This window comes from Palleronia abyssalis (genome assembly GCF_900302445.1).
Taxonomy (GTDB): domain Bacteria; phylum Pseudomonadota; class Alphaproteobacteria; order Rhodobacterales; family Rhodobacteraceae; genus Palleronia; species Palleronia abyssalis.
This window is the reverse complement of the sequence record NZ_ONZF01000002.1, coordinates 129583-149292: the sequence shown is the minus strand read 5'-3', so window position 1 is coordinate 149292 and position 19710 is coordinate 129583. Positions and strand designations below refer to the sequence as shown.

Sequence of the window (19710 nt, the reverse complement as noted above, 5' to 3'; positions counted from 1 at the left end):
CGCTTACGCGGCTAACTAGGGGGCGAACCATCGAAGAGGCCGGACCATGACCACGCCGAAACCTGTCGTTCTGTGCATCCTCGACGGGTGGGGTGATCGGGACACGACAGACGCGAACGCCCCGGCATTGGCCGAAACCCCGAATTTCGACCGCATCCGTGCGGCCGGACCCTCCTCGCACCTGACGACCTTCGGGCCGGATGTCGGTTTGCCCAAAGGACAGATGGGCAATTCCGAGGTCGGGCATACCAATATTGGCGCCGGGCGGGTCGTGGCCATGGATCTTGGCCAGATCGACCTGGCGATCGAGGACGGATCGTTCTTCCAGAACCCTGCACTTCAGGACTTCGCCGGAACCCTCGGGGGCAGTGGCGGGACCGCGCATCTGATGGGCGTTGTCTCGGACGGGGGCGTTCACGGACATCTGGACCACATGGTGGCTGCCGCGAAGGCGATGCGGGACGCGAACGTGCCCGTCGTGATCCATGCAATCACGGACGGCCGCGACGTAGCCCCGCAATCCGCTTTGGATTTCCTCGCCGATCTGACCGCGAAACTGCCAGACGGGGTAAGCATAGGCACCGTCACGGGACGGTATTATGCCATGGACCGCGACACCCGGTGGGAGCGGGTCGAGACCGCCTATCGCGCGATGGTCGATGCCCATGGCGAGGCGGTGGCCCGCGACCCCAACGCGGCCGTCAGACAGTCCTATGACGCCGGAAAGACGGACGAGTTCGTCGCCGCCACGGTCATCGAAGGCTATTCGGGAATGAAGGACGGCGACGGTGTGTTCTGCCTGAATTTCCGTGCCGACCGGGCCCGCGAAATCCTGCGCGCGATCGGCCAGCCTGAGTTTGCCGAGTTCGACGTGACCGCCCGCCCGCAATTTGCAGCCCTTCTGGGCATGGTGGAATACAGCGACGATCACACCCAGTGGTTCAAAACGGTGTTTCCCAAACGCAAGCTGGTGAACACCTTGGGTGAATGGGTCGCGAAACACGGTCTGCGGCAGTTCCGCGTTGCCGAGACCGAGAAATATCCGCATGTGACGTTCTTCCTCAATGGCGGGAAAGAGATCCCGGAGGAGGGCGAGGATCGCACGATGCCCAAATCTCCCAAGGTCGCCACCTACGACATGCAGCCCGAGATGAGCGCGGACGAAGTGACCGATCGTTTTGTCGAGGCCATCGACGCAGGCTATGACCTGATCGTGTGCAACTATGCCAACCCCGACATGGTCGGTCATACCGGTGATCTGGACGCCGCCAAGGCGGCCTGCGAAGCCGTGGACAATGGCTTGGGCCGGGTCTTGGAGGCGTTGCAGCGTCAGAGTGGTGCGATGATCGTGACCGCGGACCACGGCAATTGCGAAACGATGGTCGACCCCGAAACCGGCGGGCCCCACACCGCGCATACGCTGAACCTGGTGCCTTGCATCCTGGTCGGCGGTCCGGACGGCGCGGAGCTGGCCGATGGGCGTCTGGCCGACCTGGCGCCGACATTGCTGGAATTGATGGGCTTGCCGCAGCCCGATGAAATGACCGGAGAGAGCCTGATCCGAAGATGACGATCCGCGCCGTTCTTCTGTTCCTGCTTCTGGCGGCACCGCTTTCGGCCCAGCCCGATCCCGAGGCGCTGACCCGCGCGGCAGCTGCGCAGTTGAATGCGGCGGCTGCGGATCTGGACGCTGCGACGGAAGGATACGACCGGATCGACGCCCTGACCCGGGTGATCCGTGCCTATGAGGATGGCCTGAGCGCCATGCGCGACGGTTTGCGTGCGGCGAAGGTGCGCGAGGACCGAGTGGCGAACCGGCTGGGGGCCGAAAGCGCCCGGTTCGAGGCCGTTCTGACCGCCCTCATGGCGATGGAGCGGGCGCCCGAGGCAACGATGCTCCTCCATCCGTCGGGTCCAACCGCGACGGCCCGGGCCGGTATGCTGATGAGCGATGTCACCCCCGCATTGATGGGCGAGGTCGAGGCGCTACGCGCCGACCTGCGCGAGGTGACGATGCTACGGTCGCTTCAGAACGCGGCGCTGACGGACCTCGAGGATGGGCTGGCCGCATGGCAAGATGCCCGCGCGCGCCTGGCCTCGGCGATCGAGGCGCGCGCAGGTCTACCGCGCCGGATCACCGAAGACGACGAGACGATGCAAAGGCTGGCCGCGAACACGCAGACCCTGACCGATTTCGCCGACAGCCTGTCCGCGCTGCCGCCGGATGAGCAAAGCGCGCGGATGCCGGATTTCGCGACCGCGCGGGGTCAGCTTGGCCTTCCCGCCTCGGGGCGGGTGGTCCGCGGGTTCGAAGAGGCCGACGCTGCGGGGGTCGCGCGCCCCGGTTGGGTTCTGGCCACGGCCCCCGGCGCGCTGGTGACGACCCCCTGGCCTGCGACGATCCGCTACCGCGGTCCGCTGCTGAACTACAGGAATGTGATGATCCTCGAGCCCGAAGCGGGATATCTGATGGTTTTCGCCGGGATGGGCAAAGTCTATGGTGCCACGGGTGAAGTGCTTCCGGCCGGGGCCCCGATCGGTGTGATGGGCGGCCTCGACGAGGCCGGGATGGCGGGCTTCCAGCGCGAAGGCGAGGCGGTCGAGAGCCAAAGGTTATATATAGAAGTGCGGCAGGACAGTCAGCCTCAAGACCCGGCCGACTGGTTCGCACGCGATCAAGGATGAGGCAGAGATGAAGAAATTCGCGATGGCCGCCATTGGCGGAACCGTGGCAGGCGTTCTCCTGACGACGCAGGTCGCCGGGCCCCTGATCGCCCAGGAGAATTCCGACAATTCCAGCGTCTACGAACAGCTCGACCTGTTCGGCGACATTTTCGAGCGGATCCGTGTTCAATACGTCGAGGAAGTCTCCGAGAAAGAGTTGATCGAGGCCGCCATCGACGGGATGCTGACCTCGCTCGATCCGCATTCGTCCTACCTATCCCCCGACGATGCCGACCGGATGCGGACCCAAACACGCGGTGAGTTCGGCGGCCTCGGGATCGAGGTGACGCAGGAAGAAGGCTTTGTGAAGGTCGTCAGTCCCATGGACGGCACCCCGGCCTTCGAGGCGGGCATGGAAGCCGGTGATTTCATCACCCATGTGGATGGCGAAAGCGTCTTGGGCCTGACGTTGGACGACGCGGTCGAGCTGATGCGCGGCCCCGTCGGGTCCGAGATCGTGATCACAGTGGTTCGTGAAGGCCGGGACGAGCCCTTCGACGTGTCGATCATCCGCGATACGATCGAGCTGACCGCCGTGCGTGGCCGCCTGGAAGGGGACACGGTCGTCTTGCGGGTCATCACCTTCAGCGATCAGACCTATCCCAAGCTGGAAGAGACGTTGAACGAGCTGGTCGAGGAGGCCGGCGGCATGGACGAGGTGAACGGCTTCGTCCTGGACATGCGCAACAACCCCGGCGGACTTCTGACCCAGGCGATCCGCGTCAGCGATGCCTTCCTCGAGGAGGGCGAGATCGTGTCGACCCGCGGGCGCGAGCAGGAAGACAGCGACCGCGTGAACGCGACCGAAGGGGACTTGGCCGAGGGCAAGCCCATGGTCGTTCTGATTAATGGCGGCTCGGCCTCGGCGTCCGAGATCGTGGCGGGTGCGCTTCAGGATCACCGGCGGGCCATCGTCGTCGGCACCAAGTCGTTCGGCAAGGGCTCGGTCCAGACGGTCATGCCGCTGCGGGGCGAAGGTGCGATGCGCCTGACCACGGCGCGCTATTACACGCCGTCGGGCCGGTCCATCCAAGCGCTGGGCGTATCGCCCGACATCGTGGTGCAGCAGCCGATCCGCGACCCTGAAGCCGAGATCGAGGACGAGGATGACGGCGCGGCAGCACGGTTCAGCCGGACCGAAGCCGATCTGCGCGGCTCGCTCGAGAACGACTCGTTGAGCGAGGACGAGCAGGAGATCATTCTTCAGGAACAGGAAGCTGCCGAGCAGGCCGCCCAGTTGCGGGACGAGGATTACCAGCTGGCCTATGCCATCGACATCCTGAAGGGTCTGATGGCCCTGGGCCCCCGGCAATGAGCCGCCCCACGCGCGAGGATCTGCCCTATCGTCCCTGCGCGGGGGTGGTATTGGTGAATGCCGATGGGCACATCTTCGCCGGGCGCCGGATCGACCATGATCAGGGCGCCTGGCAAATGCCTCAGGGCGGGATCGACGCGGGCGAAAGCCCCCGCGATGCGGCCCTGCGCGAACTGGAAGAGGAAACCGGCGTCTCCCGCGACAAGGTAGAGGTCGAGGCGGAGGTGTCGGATTGGGTCTATTACGACCTTCCGGACGAGCTGCTGGGGCGGATCTGGAAGGGGAAGTATCGGGGGCAGAAGCAGAAATGGCTGCTATGCCGTTTCCGCGGGCGGGATGCGGATATCGACATCCATACCGACCATGCCGAGTTCAGCGCGTGGACCTGGATGCAGCCCTCCGAGTTGGTCGAGCAGATCGTTCCGTTCAAGCGCGACGTCTACGATCGCATCTTTTCCGAGTTCGAGGATAAGCTTTGATGTTCCGCACGGCCCTTCTTCTGTCCCTGGTCTGCGCGCAGCCCGCGTTCGCCCTGTCCTGCCTTGCCCCGTCGGTGGCGCAATCCACCCGCGAAGCCGTCCAGTCGGACGAACGGTATCGCATCGTGCTGGGCACGTTTACTTATGATGAGGTTTCGCTGCCCGCGGATGGGACCCAAGGCAGGCAAACCTCCATCCCTGCCGTGTTCGAAGGCGATGCCTTGACGTTGGAGGGGTTCGACGATCCGACCAAGGATCAGGTCGTTCTTCAGGTCGAATGCATTACGAATGTCTGCGGTTCGATCACCCCCGGGGTGCCAACACTGGCCTTCCTGCGTCAGGATGGTGACGACGTGGTTCTGGACGTGAATGCCTGCCCGCAATGGGTGTTCACCGACCCGTCCTCGCAGCAGATCGCTACGGTGGTGGAGTGCATCACCGGAGAGGGCTGCCCGGTCGAGTGACCCGAGGTCGTCCTGCTTGTGCGACAAAGCGGGACTCCAAGTAAGAACGAAATGAGAACATAATAGGGGCATGTCGACTCATGCCCCTTTTGCCGAACTGTCGGTCACGTCAAATTTCACCTTCCTGACGGGCGCCTCGCACCCCGAGGAATACGTGGATCGCGCCGGTCTTCTAGGCATCGGCGCGTTGGCCGTGGCCGACGAGAACTCGGTCGCCGGGATCGTGCGCGGCTATACCCAGGCGAAAGAGCTGCGCCGTCAGATCGCGTGGCGCGACGCGCAGGAGCCTATCGGCCCGCCCCGCCCCGATCATATCCCAAAGCCCCCCAGCCTTGATGTGACCACGGTGCCGCGCCTAATCCCCGGGGCGCGGATCGTCACCGATCAGGGGTTTCAGGTCACGTGGCTGCCCCGCGACCGGACCGCGTGGGGGCGGTTGTGCCGCCTTCTGACCGAAGGGCGGACGCGGGTGCAGAAGGGATCGTGCCTGATCCGGCTGGACGACCTTCTGGAATGGGGCGAGGGGGCCGAGCTTTTGGTCCATCCCGGCGGCCCTTCGGACTGGAAGGGGCAGGCGTGGCAGCTGATCGCGCGTTTCCCCGGACAGTGCAGCCTAGTGTTGTCGCCCCGCTATGACGGGCAGGACACCGTGCGCTTCCAGACCCTTGCGCGATTGGCGGGGGAGATGGGGATCCCGCCCCTCGCCTCGGCGCGGCCGATGATGCACCATGGTAGCCGCCGCCGTCTGGCCGACGTGATGACCGCGATCCGCACCGGCACCCGGGTCGACGACCTGGGTCGGGCGGCGCTGGCCAATGCCGAACAGCGCCTGCGTAGTCCGTCGGAACTGCGCAGGATCTTCGAAGAGGTTCCGTCTGCCATCGACACGGCGGCGCAGGTCGCCGTGCGCTGCACTTTCTGCCTCAGCGAGCTCAGCTACGAATACCCGTCCGAGGCGACCGAGACCGAAAGTGCCGATCAACGCCTGCACCGGCTGGCGCATGAGGGGTTGGAGTGGCGCTATCCCTCGGGCGCGCCGGATCATGTGATGCGGCTACTGGCGCACGAGCTGACGTTGATCGGCAAGCTGGGCTACGCGCCCTATTTCCTGACGGTCAACGACATCGTCGCCTTCGCCCGGTCGCGCGGCATCCTGTGCCAAGGGCGCGGGTCGGCCGCAAATTCGGTCGTGTGCTACTGTCTTGGCGTTACTTCGGTCAGCCCAGAGATCGGGACGATGGTCTTCGAACGCTTCGTGTCCGAGGCCCGGGACGAGCCCCCCGATATCGACGTTGATTTCGAGCATGAGCGCCGCGAGGAGGTGATCCAGCACATCTATGAACGCTACGGCCGGCACCGCGCAGGGCTATGCGCCACGGTGATCCACTATCGCGGCAAGCGCGCCATTCGCGAGGTCGGCAAGGCCATGGGCCTTTCGGACGATACGCTGGCGGCCTTGTCCTCGCAGCTTTGGGGGTTCTTCGGGGTCAACGGGCTGGAGGCGCATCGCATGGCCGAAATTGGCCTCGACCCCACGGACCGGCGGCTGGCGCAGACCATGGACCTGATCTTCCAGATCATCGGCTTCCCCCGCCACCTGAGCCAGCATGTCGGCGGCTTCGTCATTACCGAAGGCCGCCTGGACGAGCTGGTCCCGGTCGAGAACGCGGCGATGGACGACCGGACCGTCATCTGCTGGGACAAGGACGACATCGACAGTCTGGGGATCCTGAAGGTGGACGTGCTGGCGCTGGGCATGCTGACTTGCCTGCGCAAGGCCTTCACCTTGATCGAACAGCACCACCGCATCGACTATTCGCTGGCCACCCTGCCGCCCGAGGACCCCCAGACCTATGCGATGCTGTCGAGGGCCGACAGTCTGGGCGTCTTCCAGGTGGAAAGCCGCGCGCAGATGAACTTTCTGCCGCGGATGAAGCCGAAAACCTTCTATGACCTGGTGATCGAGGTCGCGATCATTCGCCCTGGCCCCATTCAGGGCGACATGCTGCATCCCTATCTGCGCCGCCGCGAGGGGAAGGAGGCTGTGACGTTCCCCTCGGACGCGCTGGGGCGGGTGCTGGGCAAGACGCTGGGCGTGCCGCTGTTTCAGGAACAGGCGATGCAGATCGCGATCATCGGGGCGAACTTCACCCCCGACGAGGCCGACCGCCTGCGCCGCGCGCTGGCAACCTTCAAGAAGCATGGCAATGTCAGCGAATTCCGCACCCGCTTCCTGCGCGGTATGCGCGAGAATGGATACGATGCCGAGTTCGCCGAACGCTGCTTTGCCCAGATCGAGGGGTTCGGCAGCTATGGCTTTCCCGAAAGCCACGCCGCCAGTTTCGCGCTGCTGGTCTATGCCAGCGCGTGGATCAAGCGCCACCATCCCGGCATCTTCGCCTGCGCGCTTCTGAACGCACAGCCCATGGGGTTCTACGCCCCCGCCCAGATCGTGCGCGACGCCCGCGAACACGGGGTCGAGGTACGGCCGATCTGCATCAACGCAAGCTACTGGGACAACGTGATGGAGCCTGACGGCCGCGGCAGTCTGGCCCTGCGCCTGGGCTTTCGCCAGATCAAGGCCCTGTCCGAGGAAGAGGGGAACTGGATCGCCGCCGCCCGTGGCAACGGCTATCCCGAAGTCCGCGACGTCTGGCGGCGCGCCGGTGTCAGCCCGCGAACTCTGCGCCTTCTGGCCGAAGGGGATGCCTTCGCCTCCCTCGGGCTGTCCCGGCGCGATGCGATCTGGGCGGCCAAGGGGATTTCCGGGCCGAAGCCGCTGCCGCTGTTCGCCGGGGATATGGACGGCGAGGGGGGCATGGAACCGGCCGCCCATCTGCCCCAGATGACCGCGGGCGAGGAAGTGGTCGAGGATTACGTCGCCATGCGCATGACCCTGCGTGCCCACCCCATGAGCTTCCTGCGCGCCCGCCTCACCCCGACTGGCCCGATGCCTCCGCAGGGCGCGTTGCTCTCCGGGCGCCGGTTCGGCGATGCCAAGGGCCTGATCCGGTCGGAAGCCTGGGCCAAGGACGAGACGACCGGGGGACTGAAATGCGTGTCGGTCCGCGAATGAAGGCCGCCCTCAATTCCGGCCGAAGATCGTCCCCAGCACGTCGTTGATGATCTGCTCGGCCACGTTGCCCGACCCTTGCTGTTCGGGAACGCGCCCGATCAGGCGGTCGTTTTCCGACCGCGCGACGGTGCCGTCATATTCCGGAACCGTACCATCATAGACCGGGACGGATTCTCCTTGGGTATCGGCCGTCTGGACCGCGGCAGGCGCCGGCGTCCGCATGGGAAGCGGATGAACCGGTAGGCCCTCATGCACGCGGGTCATCACCTCGTGCCAGATCTCGGCGGGAAGTCCGCCGCCGGTGACACCGGTCAGGGGCGTGTTGTCGTCATAGCCCATCCATACGCCACCCACGTAATCGGCGGTGAAGCCCAGGAACCATGCGTCGCGCGCGGCCTGGGTCGTGCCGGTCTTGCCCGCGGCGGGCCGGTCGCCCAACCGGGCGCGGGTTCCAGTACCTTCCTCGATCACCTTGTTCATCATGTACACAAGCTGTTCGGCCGCATCCTGCGAGATCACGCGATCCCCCAGCCCGCCGTCCTGCCCAATCAGAACCTCGTCATCGCCCTGCATCCGCAGTTCCAGGATGCCGTAGGGTTCGACAGCGCTGCCGCCGTTCAGGATGCCGGCATAGGCGCCCGTCATCTCGATCAGGGTCGATTCCGACACGCCCAACGCCAGCGATGGTCCGGCCGCAAGGTCCGAGTCGATCCCGAAGCCTTCCGCGATCTCGCGGACGGTGTCGCGGCCAACGCCTTCGCTGACTTTCACCGCAGGGATGTTCAGCGAATTCTCCAGCGCTTGTGTCAGCGTCACCGGGCCGCGGAACTTGCGGTCGTAATTCTCGGGCGACCACGGGCCAGAGCCGGGGATGTTGATGGTCAGCGGCTCGTCCGTGACCGTGTCGTTCGGGGTGTACCCCTGATTCAATGCGGCGGCGTAGATGAAGGGCTTGAAGGCCGATCCGGTCTGGCGCTTGGCCTGGATCGCGCGGTTGAACTGCCCCGCCACGCCTTTGAACTTACGCCCGCCGACCATCGCCCGCACCGCCCCGTCCGAAGACATGACGACGACGGCCGATTGCGCCTTCGATCCTTCGCTGACCTTGGTGCGGAACACCTCGGCCAGGGCCTGTTCGGCCGCGGTCTGGATGCGGGGGTCGAAGGTCGTGCGGATGATGACGTCTTCGGTCGTCTTCCGAGTCAGGAAATCCGGCCCGGCGGACATGACCCAGTCGGCGAAATAGCCACCCGCGCGGGCTTCGGCGGCCGCCGACAGGCGGGCAGGGTTGTCGCGTGCGAACTGCGCCTCGGCCGCGGTCAGATAGTCCTGCTGTTCCATAAGGTTTATGACCACGTCGGCGCGGTTCTGGCTGCGTTCCAGATCGGCCGTCGGGGCATAGCGGGTAGGGGCGACCAGAAGACCGGCGAGCATTGCGGCCTCGGCCGGGTCGACCTCGTTCGCGGACTTGCCGAAATAGCGCTGGGCGGCGGCCTCGAACCCACGCGATCCGGCGCCAAGGAAAGCGCGGTTCATGTATATCGTCAGGATCTCGGCCTTGGTATATTTGACCTCCATCGCCATTGCATAAACGGCTTCGCGCACTTTCCGCCAAAGGGAGGTCTCGCGGCAATCGGATTCGTAGGCGGTTTCGTTCTCCCACACGTCGGGATCGTAGGGGGTGCCAAGGCACAGAAGCTTGGCGGTCTGCTGCGTGATGGTGGAGCCGCCATGACCGGACAGGGGGCCGCGGCCTTCGGCAAGGTTGATCTTAACCGCGCTGGCGATGCCAATGGGATCGACGCCGGGATGCATATAGAAGCGCCGGTCCTCGGTCGCGACGATCGCGTCGCCGAGATAGGGCGATACCGTCGTCGAGGAGATCTGCCCCCCGAACTGTTCACCGCGCCACGCGAACACCTCGCCGTACCGGTCCAGCATCGTGACCGACCCACGCGCGCGACCGTCCAGAAGGGCGGTAACCGCCGGCAGGGTGGTGTAGACGTACCCGACCGCCAGCCCGAGGATCAGCACCATCACCAGGGCACCGCGCCAGGCAAGGCGGAAGGTCAGCCGGAACAGCCACAGGAACGGAAGCGCAAGCCATCCCAGCAGGCCCCGCGGCCTGCGGGGGCGCGACGTCGTACGCTTACGGGCGGCGTGCTGCTTCGGCGGGGGGCCCTTGCGCCCCTTGGCCTTCTTCGTGGCGCGTTTTGGCGCCACGAGCGAGGATCGTGCCATCGACGTGTTCCCGTCCGGTTCATTCTGCTCTGCGGCAGACCATACAGGGCGACGTGGCGACAGAGAACCATGCTTACAAGATTGTCAGCGATTCATAATTGCCCATAAAGTAATCGCAATTGCGAAAATGCGCATAAATTGTGCAAAAGATGGCGAGCCAAGCGCGAATGGGGGCCCGGTTTGCTTGTTATCAGGGCATTCCATCGGCTGTTTCAAGCCCAAGGTCCCGTGCGGGCCGGTCCAGCAAACGGGACAAGGGATAGGAACGTGAAACTCATCATCGCAGCGATCAAGCCGTTCAAGCTCGAGGAGGTGCGCGAAGCGCTGACCTCCATCGGCGTGCGCGGAATGATGGTCACCGAGATCAAGGGATTCGGCTCGCAATCCGGCCACACCGAAATCTACCGCGGCGCCGAATACGCCGTGAACTTCGTGCCGAAGATCAAGCTAGAGATCGTGGTCTCGTCGGACATGGCCGACCAGGTGGTCGAGACGATCGTGAAGACCGCAAGGACCGACAAGATCGGCGACGGGAAAGTCTTCGTTCTTGATGTCGCCAGCGCCACGCGCGTCCGGACGGGCGAAATCGACGCCGACGCGATCTGAGACCACAGGGACAGGAAACCAGACAAGATGAAACTGATGACTCGCATTCTTACAACGGCCGCGCTGGGGGTCTTTCCCGTAGCTGCCGTCGCGCAGGAGGCGACTGAAGCCGCCGCGCCCGGGTTCGACCAGATCGGCCCCTATATCATGACGACGCTGCTGTTCCTCGTGGGCGGCTTCCTGGTGTTCTGGATGGCGGCGGGCTTTGCCATGCTCGAAGCCGGGCTTGTCCGGTCCAAGAACGTCACGATGCAGCTGACGAAGAATATCGCGCTCTTCTCGATCGCGGCGGTGATGTACTACCTCGTGGGCTTCAACTTGATGTATCCCGGCGATGGGTGGATCGTGCCTGGCTGGGTCGGCATCCTGATCCTGCCGACATCGCTTGAGCCTGTGGGCCTGGCGGCAGACGCCGCAGCGCTGGACTATGCATCGGTCGCGTCCGACTTCTTCTTCCAGCTGATGTTCTGCGCCACCACCGCATCGATCGTGTCGGGCACCTTGGCCGAGCGCATCAAGCTATGGCCGTTCCTGATCTTCGTCGTCGTCCTGACCGGCTTCATCTATCCGATCGAGGCGTCTTGGCAGTGGGGCGGCGGCTGGTTGTCGGAAATGGGCTTTTCTGACTTCGCCGGTTCGACCCTGGTGCATGCCGCTGGCGGGTTTGCGGCGCTGGCCGGTGCCATCGTCCTGGGTCCGCGGATCGGGCGGTACAAGGACGGCCGGTCGATCCCGATGCCGGGTTCGAACCTTGCCCTTGCCACCCTGGGTACGTTCATCCTGTGGCTGGGCTGGTTTGGCTTCAATGGCGGCTCGCAGCTTGCGGCGGGCACCGTGGGCGACATCACCGACGTGGGCCGCATCTTTGCCAACACCAACACGGCCGCGGCCGGTGGTGCCATCGCGGCGCTGATCCTGACGCAGATCATGTACAAGAAGCCTGACCTGACCATGGTGCTGAACGGCGCGCTGGCCGGTCTGGTGTCGATCACCGCCGAGCCGCTGATGCCCACGCTGGGCGGGGCGACCCTGATCGGTGCCATCGGTGGCGTGATCGTGGTCTTCACCGTGCCGATGCTGGATAAGATGAAGATCGACGACGTCGTCGGTGCCATCCCGGTTCACCTTCTGGCCGGCATCTGGGGCACCCTCGCCGTGCCGCTGTCGAACGATGGAACCTCGTTCATCACGCAGATCATCGGCGTCGTGGCCATTGGTGCCTTTGTCTTCGTCGTCAGCCTTGTCGTCTGGCTGATCTTGAAGGCCGCCGGCGGGATCCGCGTCAGCGAGGAAGCCGAAGTCATGGGCCTCGACATGGCCGAGCTGGGGATGGAAGCCTATCCCGACTTCGGCAAGGGCTGACCAGTCATCGCGGGGCCGGTGGACCTCCTCCCCTGCCTGCCCTGCGAGAAGGGAAGGCCCGGATCGATTGATCCGGGCCTTTTTTTTATGTCAATCAGGTGTGACTTTCTTCGGCGCGCCCGACATGAAGTCGGTTCCGATATACGGTTTCTTCGCGGCCTTCCACGCGGTGAACCCGCCTTCCAGATGCGCAATGGGGTCGTAACCGGCGTTCGAGGCGATCTTGGCCATACGCTCGGACCGAAGACCGCCGGCGCAGTGGAAGACGAGGCGCTTGCCGTCCTGCGTGGGCAAATGGTCGGCACGGAAGAAGGGCATCGGCATCAGAAGCGCGCCCTCGATATGCTCGGTCGCGTATTCCTGGGGCGAGCGGACGTCGATCACGACGATCTCGTTCCGTTCCAGCGCGCCTTCGACCTCGCCAGGGGTCCAGCGTTCGAAGGTGCCGGTGTCGATCTGTTCGGTGTCCATGGTGTCTCCTTCCCGGTTGTGTCCGGGAAGGAGGGTAGATCAACCGCAGGTCTTGGCGATGGCCGCGGCCAGGATCGGCACTGTATCGGCGTTCAGGCCGGCGATGTTCATGCGGCTGTCACCGACCATGTAGACGCCGTGATCGCGGCGCATCGTCTCGACCTTGTCGGCATCGACGCCCAAGCGAGAGAACATGCCGCGATGCTGCGCGATGAAGTCGAAGCGGTCCGAGTTCGTGCGCTGCCGCAGCTCATCGGCCAGTTGCTGGCGCAGGTCCAGCATCCCGGTGCGCATCCCCTCAAGCTCGGCCTGCCATTCGGCACGCAGCGCATCGTCCGTCAGAATCGTGGACACAAGGCGTGCACCGTGATCCGGCGGGAACGAATAGTTCTGCCGGTTCAGATGATTGAGGTTGCCTTGGACGGTCTTCGTCTGCGCCGCATCGCCGATGGCAAACAGGATCCCCGTCCGCTCGCGGTAAATGCCGAAATTCTTCGAGCAGGAGGCCCCGATCAGCATCTCCGGCTGTGTTTCGGCCAGAATGCGCGTGCCTTGGGCATCCGCGTCCAAGCCGTCACCGAAGCCCTGATAGGCGAGGTCGACCATCGGAACCAGCTTCTTGCGCAGCAGCAGGTCGGCCACTTGGCGCCACTGATCGTCAGTCAGGTTCGCGCCCGTGGGGTTATGGCAGCAGCCGTGCAGCAGGACGACATCGCCCTCTTTTGCGCTGTCCAGATCGGCGATCATGCCGTCGAAATCCACATGACCGGTCGAAGCGTCGAAATACCGGTATTCGACGAAGGGCGTGCCCGTGGTCTTCAGGATGGACAGGTGGTTCGGCCATGTCGGCGCGCTGACCCAGACGGTGGCCTCGGGACTGGCGGTGCGGATCAGGTCGACGCCCTGCCGGAACGCACCGGTGCCGCCGGGCGTGGCGATGGCGGCGACGCGGTCGGCCGCGACGCTGTCGGCCAGCACCAGCGAGCGCATCGCCGCGGCATAGGCCGGATCGCCAGCCAGACCGGTATAGCTCTTGGTCGTCTCGCTCTCCAGAAGCCAAGCCTCGGCCTTCTTCACGGCCGACATGATCGGCGTGTGGCCGGACGCGTCCTTGTAGACGCCGACGCCGAGGTCGAGCTTTTCGTCGCGCGGATCCTCGCGGAAGCTTTGCATCAGCGTGAGGATCTTGTCCGCCGGTTGGTCCTTCAGATTGCTAAGCATCAGGCGTCTCCCGTTGCGACCGGCAGGTCGCCATAGGCGCCCCACTCGGTCCATGATCCGTCATAGAGCGACCAGTCGTCGTGACCGATCCGCGCCAGTCCCAACGCCAGAACCGCAGCCGTGATGCCGGACCCGCAGGTGGTCACGACCGGACGCGACAGGTCGATCCCGGCCGCCTCGAACGCGGCCTTCAGCGACGTCTCGTCCTTCATCGTGCCGTCATCGTTCAGAAGCTGGCCGAAGGGCAGGTTCTTCGCGTTGGGGATATGGCCGGCACGCAGACCGGCCCGGGGCTCCGCCGCCTCTCCGGCAAAGCGGTTCGCGGCGCGCGCGTCCAGAAGTTGCGGCGTCCCCAGCTTTGAGGCCTCGGCCACCTGCGTGACGTCGCGCACCAGGTCGTTGCGGCGGCTGACGGTCATGTGGCGGTCGCGGATGACAGGCGGCAAATCTTCGACCGGGCGGCCCTCGGCCTGCCACTTCGGCAGACCGCCATCCAGGACAGCGACGTCGGTCTTGCCCATCAGTTTGAACAGCCACCACACCCTGGGGGCGGAAAAGACGCCGGTGCTGTCATAGACCACCACCTGATGCCCGTCGCCGATGCCCATGGCGCGCATTCGGCTCATGAATTTTTCGGCCGGGGGCGCCATGTGCGGCAGGTCTGAACGCTGATCGCTGATCTCGTCGATATCGAAGAAGCGGGCGCCGGGAATGTGGGCGGTGTCGTATTCCGCCTTCGGATCGCGGCCCGCGTCGGGCATGTGCCACGAGGCGTCCAGGACGCGCAGGTCGGGGTCGTTCAGATGCTGGGCAAGCCAGTCGGTGGATACCAACGTCTTCGGATCGTCGTGCATGGCCGGACCTTCGGTCATTTCTTCCTCGACAGGGGTTAGCCAAGCCATCCGAATGCCGCAAGTCGCAGACGTGCGAAACGCAATAACCCGAAGGCTTTCGAGCCGCTACCGCAGCAAGGTTGCGTAAAACGGCCCCGGGACCTTATCCGTGTTCCTTCAGAAGGCGCTGTTTCTGGCGTTGCCAGTCCCGCTTGGCCTCGGTCGCGCGCTTGTCGGGGGCTTTCTTGCCTTTGGCGATCCCGATCTTCAGCTTCGCGATGCCGCGATGATTGAAATACAAAACCAGCGGCACGAGGGTCATCCCCTTGCGCTGTGTCTCGGACCAGAGTTTGGCGAGTTCCTTGCGATTGACCAGCAGCTTGCGGCGCCGCCGGTCCTCGTGCCCGAACATCGCCTGATCGAGAGGGGCAATGTAGCTGTTGACCAGCCACAGCTCGCTCTCGTCCACGGTCGCATAGCTTTCGGCAATGTTCGATTGACCGCGGCGTAGCGACTTCACCTCGGACCCGTGAAGCTGGATCCCGCATTCGAGGTCGTCGTCGATCGCATAGTCGTACCGCGCCCGCCGGTTCTCGGCGATCACCTTGTAGTTCGGGTTGTCCTTGGGTTTGGCCATGAGAGCCGAGATAGGCGGGCGGCGCCCGTCCCGCAAGTGTCCTGCCGCCGTCCCGCATGCGTCCGCCCCCCGTCCCGCACCTGTACCGTCATCGTCGGGCAGGCGTCTGGCATGAGTATGACATGCGTCCCGACAGCGTGGGTGGAGGTGCGCTATGCGGACAATGTTGCAATTTGAATTGAGGACATGATTGGCCGCTTCCCGGCAAGCGCCCCATCCCTCGCAGCTAGCAATCGATGTCTTTGCCCTCTCGCCAAATCGCAAAGGCGAGGGCAATAAATTCGTCGATACGGGTGTCGTCGATCTTAGTTGACTTGGAAAAGCGAATGCAGCCTTTGCCAACATTCAGACCCTCCAGCAACTCTCCAGTCGGGTCGACTTTGGAGGCATTCCCCACATAAAGACTGACATATGCTCGCTGCGCGTTGAGGTGAAAAGCGAACGCGTCATCAATCCCATATCCCAACATCTTGTAGTGGATGCGCTCGGCAAGCTGCGGCGCCTGTTTTTTGATTATCGCCCTGATGTGCTGCAACTTGTCCCGACGCCAATCGTCGTCCAGCATATCCATATATTCAGCTGGCGTTTCGGCATTGCTCAGCATGTGCGGTCCTTACCTTTTGATCTCGCCTGCCCCGAAAGTTAACATGAACGAACAAAGCGTTTAATTGGAGAGCCGCCATTCGTGCGTCGCCCAGCATTGATGACTTCATGACTTGATGACTCTAGGGTCAAAGCGGCTATGCAATGATGCCGTCCCAAAGGGGGGCTTTCTTCGGGCAGCAGAGGTCTGCCCACACGGCCCGCTGCGCCCGGCGCACCGGGAGCAGGATGCCGCCCTGAGCCATCGGGGGTCGAGATTGGCGATGGGCGCGCCTTAGCTGCCCAGTACGCCCGCACCTTCCATCGCCGACTTCATCATCAGCTTGGTACCCTCGGTCAGTCCGACCAGCGGCAGGCGCACTTCTTCGCTGCACCGGCCCAGAAGCGACAGGCCGTATTTCGCGCCCACCAGCCCCGGTTCGGTGAAGATGGCGGTGTGCAGAGGCAGGAGGCGGTCCTGAAGGTCCAGCGCCTTCGTCCAGTCGCCGTCGGCCATGGCCTGCTGGAACTCGGCGCAGAGGCGGGGGGCGACGTTGGCGGTGACGCTGATGCAGCCCACGCCGCCATGGACGTTGAAGCCCAGCGCCGAGGCGTCCTCGCCCGACAACTGGATGAAGTCGGGGCCGCAGGTCATGCGCTGTTCGCTGACCCGCACGACGTCCCCGGTCGAATCCTTTACGCCGACGATCCGCGGCAGCTTGGCAAGCTCGCCCATCGTCTCGGGGGACATGTCGACGATCGACCGCCCCGGGATGTTGTAGATGACGATGGGAATGTCCGTGGCTTCGTGCACCGCCTCGAAATGGGCGCGCAGACCGGCCTGCGTGGGCTTGTTGTAATAGGGCGTCACGACGAGGGCGCCGTCAGCGCCGACCTCTTGCGCATGACGGGCCAGGCGGATCGCCTCGTCGGTGTTGTTCGAGCCCGCGCCCGCGATGACCTTCACACGACCGGCGGCGGCCTTCACCACTTGGGCCACGACGGTCTCGTGTTCCTCATGCGACAGGGTCGGAGTCTCGCCGGTGGTGCCCACGGGGACAATGCCGGAGGTGCCTTCGTCGACATGCCACTCGACCAACCGTTTCAGGGCGTCGAGGTCCAGCTTGCCGTCCTTGAACGGTGTGACCAGTGCGACGATCGACCCTTGGAACATGGCGTCCTCCGTTTGGCTGGCCGGGGGATCCGGCGTGGCGCGGACCCTATGCGCCGTGCGCGCTGTTGCCAAGGTCGTGAGTTTGAGTTCATCGCGACGTGTCATAGGTAACGGGACATGCATTATCTTGCCATTGTCGCCCTTCTTGCCCTGACCACCCCGGCCGCCGCGCAGATGCCGCCAGACCAGACCGGCGCCCAGTCCGGAGTGGCCGAGGGTGTGGATCGCGCGCGCCGCGGTTTGTGGATGGCGGCCGAAGATGCCGCCGAACGCGCGGGCCCCGTAGCAGCCGATATTGTCGAATGGATGTGGCTGCGCGAGGGGTTCGGCGATTTCGAGACGGCGCTGAATTTCCTCGAGCGCAATCCGGACTGGCCCGGCCTGTCTCGCCTGCGTCAACGGGCCGAGCAGTTCCTGCCTGCCGTCCCTGCGGGCGAAGAGCAGGCAGAGAAGGTCGTGCGATTCTTCGGCGACGCCACTCCGGCGACCGGGCAGGGCACGTTGGCCTTGGTGAACGCCTACCGCGAACTGGACCGGGAGGGGGATGCCCGCGCCGAGTCCGCTCTGGCCTGGGTCGAACGGTCGATGACCGGTACGGCCGAGGATGCCCTTCTGGCGCTTTACCCCAACATGCTGGCGGACCTCGAAGTGCAGCGCGCCGACCGGATGTTCTGGCAGAACGCCGGCACGGCGCTGACTCGATCCTCGCGCCGGATCGAGGGGGAGGACGGCGAGGTCGTGCAGGCTCGGCTGGCCGCCCTCAACGGGTCCGATCCGGGGGCGGTGGCCGAAGATCTGCCCGAAGCCCGGCGCGCCGACCCGGGCTTGGCCTATCGCGCCTTTCGTCAGAACCTTTCTCGCGACCGTGATACGGCGGCCATCGACCTGTTGTTGCGGCAGTCCACCTCGGCCGAGGAACTGGGCGATCCAGATGCCTGGGCGGATGAGCGTCGTGATCTTGCGCGTCAATTGATGCGGGCCGGGGAAAACGACACGGCCTATGCCGTGGCCGCATCGCACTGGCTGTCCGAGGGGTCGGATTACGCGGATCTGGAATGGATGGCCGGGTACCTTTCGCTGACCCGGCTTGACCGCCCCGAAGCCGCGCTGACCCATTTCCTGAAAATGCGCGAGGCCGTGTTCACGCCCATCTCGCTCGGGCGGGCCTGGTACTGGATCGGACGCGCGAACGAGGCGCTCGACCGCCCGGAAGAGGCGCGGGAGGCTTACCTGAAGGGGGCGGAACACCAGACCAGCTTCTACGGGCTTCTGGCGGCCGAGAAGGCGGGGGTCGGCATCGACCCCGAACTGGTCGACCCGGGCCCGTCGCGTCCGTTGTCCGAAGCCTCGTTCCGCGATTCCTCTGTGCTGGAGGCGGCGCTGCTGCTCCAGGCCGCCGGTGAGAGGAACATGGCCGAGATCTTCTTCACCCACCTGACCGAAAGCCTTGACGCGGAAGACGCCGCGACGCTGGGCGACCTGATCCTGACATTGGGAGAGCCGCATATCGCGATCCGGGTTGCCAAGGAGGCCGCGCAGAACGGCATCGTCATCCCGCGCGCCTATTTCCCGGTGGTCGACCTGGGCCTGCAACAGCTTCCCGTATCGGAGGAGCTGGCATTGGCCATCGCGCGCCGCGAAAGCGAGTTCGACCCCGTGGTCTCGTCCGGGGTGGGCGCAGGCGGACTGATGCAGTTGATGCCCGGCACCGCGCAGGACGTGACGCGCGAGCTGGGGATCCGCTATTCGCGCGACCGCCTGTTCGCCGATCCAAGCTATAACGCGCAACTCGGGACGGCTTATCTGGCCGGGCTAGAACGGCGGTTCGGGCAGAACCCGGTGCTGGTGTCATCGGGATACAATGCGGGGCCCGGCCGACCGCTGCGCTGGATGCGCGAACGGGGCGATCCGCGCGATCCGGGGGTCGATGTGATCGACTGGATCGAGATGATTCCCTTCGACGAGACCCGGAACTATGCAATGCGCGTCGCCGAATCGCTGCCCGTCTATCGCGCCCGGCTTGGCCGGCCTGACGAGAAGATCAGGATCACGGAAGAGTTGAAGGGGCGCTGATCACTCGCCGATGCCGACCTGATCCGAGGTCGTCACGGTGCCCAGCGCCGGATCGTCGCCGCAGGCTTCGTATTTGAACGCGAACCCGTTCCAGATCAGGTAAAGCCCCCCGTCGGCCGCCGTCATGAACATCGCGCGGTCCTGGAACTCGTCGTCCTCGGCCTCGCATTCCATGTCGTAGAGGATCGCCTCCATCTCGTTCACGTTGACGGGATTGGTCATGTCGCAAGTCGTCTCGGCGCCGTAGAGCACGCGATCCTCGATCTTCAGCGCGCTGCCATCGCCCCCTGTATAGACGCATTCGACAGTCGGGTTCGCACGCCACAGGCCGTCGAACGACAGGTCCTGCGCCAGGGCGGGCCCTGCCAGAACAGTGGCGGTGGCGATGACATAGATGGGGCGTCCCATGGAAACCTCCTCCCGGAGAGGGATCCCCGCGCAGGTCGCGAAGA

Annotated in this window: 17 protein-coding genes; 9 read left to right on the top strand and 8 right to left on the bottom strand. The window is 64.7% G+C overall.

Annotated features, from left to right (window positions below):
• The first annotated feature begins 46 nt into the window (after positions 1-46).
• From gpmI to PAA8504_RS04425, 6 genes are all read left to right on the top strand, one after another.
• Positions 47-1570: a 2,3-bisphosphoglycerate-independent phosphoglycerate mutase gene (gene gpmI / locus PAA8504_RS04450; RefSeq protein WP_108892964.1), complete on the top strand. Its 1524-nt coding sequence runs from the start codon at positions 47-49 to the stop codon at positions 1568-1570.
• Entirely contained in the window at positions 1567-2685 is a 1119-nt protein-coding gene (locus PAA8504_RS04445) for a murein hydrolase activator EnvC family protein (protein ID WP_108892963.1), read from the top strand. Before gpmI ends, PAA8504_RS04445 begins: the two co-directional genes overlap by 4 nt.
• 7 nt (positions 2686-2692) lie before the next feature.
• On the top strand, positions 2693-4039 hold the full coding sequence (locus PAA8504_RS04440) for a carboxyl-terminal processing protease CtpA (RefSeq protein WP_108892962.1): 1347 nt from the start codon (positions 2693-2695) through the stop codon (positions 4037-4039).
• Positions 4036-4518 (top strand): RNA pyrophosphohydrolase, encoded by a 483-nt coding sequence (locus tag PAA8504_RS04435; RefSeq protein ID WP_108892961.1) that lies wholly within the window; start codon positions 4036-4038, stop codon positions 4516-4518. The genes PAA8504_RS04440 and PAA8504_RS04435 overlap by 4 nt, the downstream gene beginning before the upstream one ends.
• Positions 4518-4982, top strand: a complete 465-nt coding sequence (locus PAA8504_RS04430) for a hypothetical protein (protein WP_108892960.1) — start codon at positions 4518-4520, stop codon at positions 4980-4982. The genes PAA8504_RS04435 and PAA8504_RS04430 overlap by 1 nt, the downstream gene beginning before the upstream one ends.
• A gap of 70 nt (positions 4983-5052) precedes the next feature.
• Complete coding sequence (locus PAA8504_RS04425) at positions 5053-8058, top strand: error-prone DNA polymerase (RefSeq protein ID WP_108892959.1); 3006 nt, start codon at positions 5053-5055, stop codon at positions 8056-8058.
• 9 nt (positions 8059-8067) lie between these two features.
• Here PAA8504_RS04425 and PAA8504_RS04420 read toward each other — a convergent pair whose 3' ends face one another.
• Positions 8068-10299 (bottom strand): transglycosylase domain-containing protein, encoded by a 2232-nt coding sequence (locus tag PAA8504_RS04420; protein WP_108892958.1) that lies wholly within the window; start codon positions 10297-10299, stop codon positions 8068-8070.
• Positions 10300-10566: 267 nt separating this feature from the next.
• On the opposite strand from PAA8504_RS04420, the gene PAA8504_RS04415 reads away from it, so the two are divergent.
• Both PAA8504_RS04415 and PAA8504_RS04410 read left to right on the top strand, forming a co-directional pair.
• Positions 10567-10905 carry a P-II family nitrogen regulator gene (locus tag PAA8504_RS04415; RefSeq protein WP_108892957.1) on the top strand — a complete coding sequence of 113 codons (339 nt, stop codon included), beginning with the start codon at positions 10567-10569 and terminating at the stop codon, positions 10903-10905.
• A 36-nt stretch (positions 10906-10941) separates the two neighbouring features.
• Positions 10942-12267 carry an ammonium transporter AmtB gene (locus PAA8504_RS04410; protein ID WP_370739673.1) on the top strand — a complete coding sequence of 442 codons (1326 nt, stop codon included), beginning with the start codon at positions 10942-10944 and terminating at the stop codon, positions 12265-12267.
• Between the two features lie 90 nt (positions 12268-12357).
• Here PAA8504_RS04410 and PAA8504_RS04405 read toward each other — a convergent pair whose 3' ends face one another.
• From PAA8504_RS04405 to dapA, 6 genes are all read right to left on the bottom strand, one after another.
• Entirely contained in the window at positions 12358-12738 is a 381-nt protein-coding gene (locus PAA8504_RS04405; RefSeq protein WP_108892955.1) for a rhodanese-like domain-containing protein, read from the bottom strand.
• Between the two features lie 39 nt (positions 12739-12777).
• A complete protein-coding gene (locus PAA8504_RS04400; protein ID WP_108892954.1) occupies positions 12778-13959 on the bottom strand; it encodes an amino acid aminotransferase in 1182 nt (393 codons plus the stop codon).
• Positions 13959-14813: a 3-mercaptopyruvate sulfurtransferase gene (sseA, locus tag PAA8504_RS04395; RefSeq protein ID WP_108893495.1), complete on the bottom strand. Its 855-nt coding sequence runs from the start codon at positions 14811-14813 to the stop codon at positions 13959-13961. The genes PAA8504_RS04400 and sseA overlap by 1 nt, the downstream gene beginning before the upstream one ends.
• 142 nt (positions 14814-14955) lie before the next feature.
• Positions 14956-15429 (bottom strand): SsrA-binding protein SmpB, encoded by a 474-nt coding sequence (smpB, locus tag PAA8504_RS04390; protein ID WP_108892953.1) that lies wholly within the window; start codon positions 15427-15429, stop codon positions 14956-14958.
• Positions 15430-15655: 226 nt separating this feature from the next.
• Complete coding sequence (locus tag PAA8504_RS04385; protein WP_108892952.1) at positions 15656-16033, bottom strand: iron chaperone; 378 nt, start codon at positions 16031-16033, stop codon at positions 15656-15658.
• A 273-nt stretch (positions 16034-16306) separates the two neighbouring features.
• Positions 16307-17185, bottom strand: coding sequence for a 4-hydroxy-tetrahydrodipicolinate synthase (dapA, locus tag PAA8504_RS04380; protein WP_108892951.1), 879 nt, complete (start codon positions 17183-17185; stop codon positions 16307-16309).
• 117 nt (positions 17186-17302) lie between these two features.
• Here dapA and PAA8504_RS04375 point away from each other — a divergent pair, with 117 nt between their 5' ends.
• Positions 17303-19258 carry a lytic transglycosylase domain-containing protein gene (locus PAA8504_RS04375; RefSeq protein WP_108892950.1) on the top strand — a complete coding sequence of 652 codons (1956 nt, stop codon included), beginning with the start codon at positions 17303-17305 and terminating at the stop codon, positions 19256-19258.
• On the opposite strand, the gene PAA8504_RS04370 is transcribed toward PAA8504_RS04375, so the two are convergent.
• Positions 19259-19666 (bottom strand): hypothetical protein, encoded by a 408-nt coding sequence (locus tag PAA8504_RS04370; RefSeq protein WP_108892949.1) that lies wholly within the window; start codon positions 19664-19666, stop codon positions 19259-19261. It abuts the gene before it with no gap.
• Positions 19667-19710 lie beyond the last annotated feature (44 nt).

Excerpts from the sequence above, each read along its gene's own strand:
- gpmI (WP_108892964.1), top strand. The coding sequence starts at position 47 with ATGACCACGCCGAAACCTGTCGTTCTGTGCATCCTCGACGGGTGGGGT.
- PAA8504_RS04445 (WP_108892963.1), top strand. The coding sequence starts at position 1,567 with ATGACGATCCGCGCCGTTCTTCTGTTCCTGCTTCTGGCGGCACCGCTT.
- PAA8504_RS04440 (WP_108892962.1), top strand. The coding sequence starts at position 2,693 with ATGAAGAAATTCGCGATGGCCGCCATTGGCGGAACCGTGGCAGGCGTT.
- PAA8504_RS04435 (WP_108892961.1), top strand. The coding sequence starts at position 4,036 with ATGAGCCGCCCCACGCGCGAGGATCTGCCCTATCGTCCCTGCGCGGGG.
- PAA8504_RS04430 (WP_108892960.1), top strand. The coding sequence starts at position 4,518 with ATGTTCCGCACGGCCCTTCTTCTGTCCCTGGTCTGCGCGCAGCCCGCG.
- PAA8504_RS04425 (WP_108892959.1), top strand. The coding sequence starts at position 5,053 with ATGTCGACTCATGCCCCTTTTGCCGAACTGTCGGTCACGTCAAATTTC.
- PAA8504_RS04420 (WP_108892958.1), bottom strand. The coding sequence starts at position 10,299 with ATGGCACGATCCTCGCTCGTGGCGCCAAAACGCGCCACGAAGAAGGCC.
- PAA8504_RS04410 (WP_370739673.1), top strand. The coding sequence starts at position 10,942 with ATGACTCGCATTCTTACAACGGCCGCGCTGGGGGTCTTTCCCGTAGCT.
- PAA8504_RS04405 (WP_108892955.1), bottom strand. The coding sequence starts at position 12,738 with ATGGACACCGAACAGATCGACACCGGCACCTTCGAACGCTGGACCCCT.
- PAA8504_RS04400 (WP_108892954.1), bottom strand. The coding sequence starts at position 13,959 with ATGCTTAGCAATCTGAAGGACCAACCGGCGGACAAGATCCTCACGCTG.
- sseA (WP_108893495.1), bottom strand. The coding sequence starts at position 14,813 with ATGCACGACGATCCGAAGACGTTGGTATCCACCGACTGGCTTGCCCAG.
- smpB (WP_108892953.1), bottom strand. The coding sequence starts at position 15,429 with ATGGCCAAACCCAAGGACAACCCGAACTACAAGGTGATCGCCGAGAAC.
- PAA8504_RS04385 (WP_108892952.1), bottom strand. The coding sequence starts at position 16,033 with ATGCTGAGCAATGCCGAAACGCCAGCTGAATATATGGATATGCTGGAC.
- dapA (WP_108892951.1), bottom strand. The coding sequence starts at position 17,185 with ATGTTCCAAGGGTCGATCGTCGCACTGGTCACACCGTTCAAGGACGGC.
- PAA8504_RS04375 (WP_108892950.1), top strand. The coding sequence starts at position 17,303 with ATGCATTATCTTGCCATTGTCGCCCTTCTTGCCCTGACCACCCCGGCC.
- PAA8504_RS04370 (WP_108892949.1), bottom strand. The coding sequence starts at position 19,666 with ATGGGACGCCCCATCTATGTCATCGCCACCGCCACTGTTCTGGCAGGG.